The following is a 2,347-nucleotide window of genomic DNA, read 5'->3' as shown; positions in this document are numbered from 1 at the left end:
TCTGTGGCCATGCTGAAAATACCATCGCGGGAAGAAGGTGCTGGTTGTCTCTTTGGTCTATTGGGGGCGCTAATTGGCCCCTCAGTCATTCTCCGACTTAACCCGCCTCCCCCTGGAATGAGTTGCGGTAACATGGTCATTCCGGTCGTGTTTTGCGGATGGATACTCGGCGCATTTATTGGGATGGTCACGGGAATGATCCTATGCCGATTTTTCCCGCGATCGAATGGTGAAAAATAGGACGACATCTGTAGGGTGACGTCTTATCCACGCTGGAAAAGGGCCACGGAGGCACTGCAAGTTTGCCATAGGGGGCAGACATTCTTGAACGGCCGCAGGTCTTTCTGTTTCGATTTTCGGCCACACTGAACGGGATGGATTCCTGTCGCTTGAAACCGAGGTTGATTGTCACACTGCGGGCTCGGGTGGGGATTCTTTGGTGTCAATCTGACGTGCTATGGTTCCAGGTATGATTGCTCGTCCCGATCGACGACTTTTGTCGCACGCGCCTCTACAGCAACCCCCGCGTCGATCGAGATCCGCACCTCACCCGCGAGGTCAGAGAGCCTGACGAGGATTTGCTCCCGGGTTGTGTCAGCGAAAAATGCTGCCTGCCGCAAATCGACCGAATCATCGTCGTTTCGAGAGCAACAGCCATGAGGAGAGCAACGTGAATGGAATGACGATTGTACCGTATGAAATCCTGATCCCGATGCCTGTCGCAATGCGATCTGGACCGTAGCAGCCTTCCGTTTCTAACAGTCGCATATCCGGACCATAATTGATTTCCGAGATGCTTCGCCGTGGAATCGCGAGAGCGAATTGCGATGCAGCAGACAGGTCGTTCGACGCGGACTGCCACAAGCATGGCCTGGTACCGAGCATCCCCGATGCGCGCCGACTACGTCCGCTCCACCGAAGGCATTCGAGTGATCCTGATGCCGAATGGATGGTGTAGATCTGGCGGGATGGAATTTCTAATTCATCGATGATCGTAAAACTTCGTATCCACCCCCCCAAGAAGACGAGTGACACCACCAGCATCGATACGCCGATCATTCGTCGCCAACGTGTCAAGTAGATAGTCATGGTTCGTGCAATTCGGCAGTTCGTTGAAAGTGCGAAGTGTATCCCGCAACAGAAGACGTTGCGTCCCCGTTGGCTGCTCGCAGGCTCGGGAGAGGTTTCTACGGGTGCAATCCCGTTTTGCGGTCGAGCATGGGGTGAGGTTTGTTTGCTGAGGGATGTCTGAGTCTGTGTTATTCTTTCCTGCTGTAGTCCAATCGAGGATTGGATGGATTCGGTACCGAGATCGCAAGGAGGCGGTCGGATGGGAGGGATTTCCTTGGACGGTCGGGATGGTGAATTTATTAAATCCGTTTCGGAGATGCTCTTCCGATTTAGTGGCGAGGTGTTTCCGAAGCTGGGGGAGTGGGAACGGCGTCTGAAAGGCGATCCGCTCAGTCTGGAAGCCCTCGAATTGGAAGTCCACCGGGAGTTCGCGCGGGGCGCCGGGATGGTCGTGGCGGGTTTGGCATCGGTCGTGATGCAGACACCGGAATTTGCCGCTGCCGCCGAGCAGACGCGACAAGACTATTCGATTCCGCTGTCCAAGGGGCGCGATCGAAAGATGTCGGTTCGGCTTCTGGGGGGCGTGGTCATGTGGATCACGTCGCTTTACTGTGAAGCAAGTCGTCGTCGCGGGAATGGTCTGCAGAAGGAAGAATCAGTCTCGGGCTTGCAGATTGAACAGGTGCAATTCGGGCTGGGAAAGAAAGTCTCTCCCGGGCTGGAGAGTACGGTCTCTCGGCAGTCGGCTCTGTGTCCCTCGTTTGAGCTGGCTTGTGAGGAACTGGAGCGTCAGGGACTGTCGCTCAATCTCAAAACGGTGCGGCGGATTTCTCAGCAATGCGGTGAGAAACTGCTGAAGCTACGAACGGCAGAATTGGTCTCCTGGCGTGCTGGAACTTTGGCGTCGACAAACGAACTGTCGGGGAAGCGTGTGTCGATCCAGATCGACGGCGGCCGGACGAAACTCCGTGGAAAACTGCGAGCGGCAGCGCCTCATGCAGAACAACTCAACGAAGACGGTTTGATTATCAGTGATGCGCCCGGACGCTCTAAGCGCCTCGCAAAACGGACGTTCGATGGCGAATGGCGCGAACCCAAGTTGATGACGATCTTCATTCATAATGAGCAGGGGCGTCTGGAGAAGAAGTCACGCATGACAATGGATGGGACGTTTGCGGGACCTGACGCTATGGCGGAACTGGTTGCCATGCACTTGCATCGCCTGGGAGCAGCCAAGGCACTGAGCCTGACCTTTGTCAGTGATGGAGCGGTCTGG

General features: G+C 55.6%; 1 protein-coding gene. It reads left to right on the top strand.

Features of this window, described 5'->3' with window-relative positions:
- Nucleotides 1–1,330: 1,330 nt before the first annotated feature.
- On the top strand, nucleotides 1,331–2,347 hold a 1,017-nt coding region (locus tag VGE80_RS15715; protein ID WP_440593325.1), incomplete at its 3' end, for a hypothetical protein.

The organism is Schlesneria sp. (genome assembly GCF_036405755.1).
Classification (GTDB): domain Bacteria; phylum Planctomycetota; class Planctomycetia; order Planctomycetales; family Planctomycetaceae; genus Schlesneria; species Schlesneria sphaerica.
This window is presented reverse-complemented; position numbering and strand designations above follow the sequence as displayed.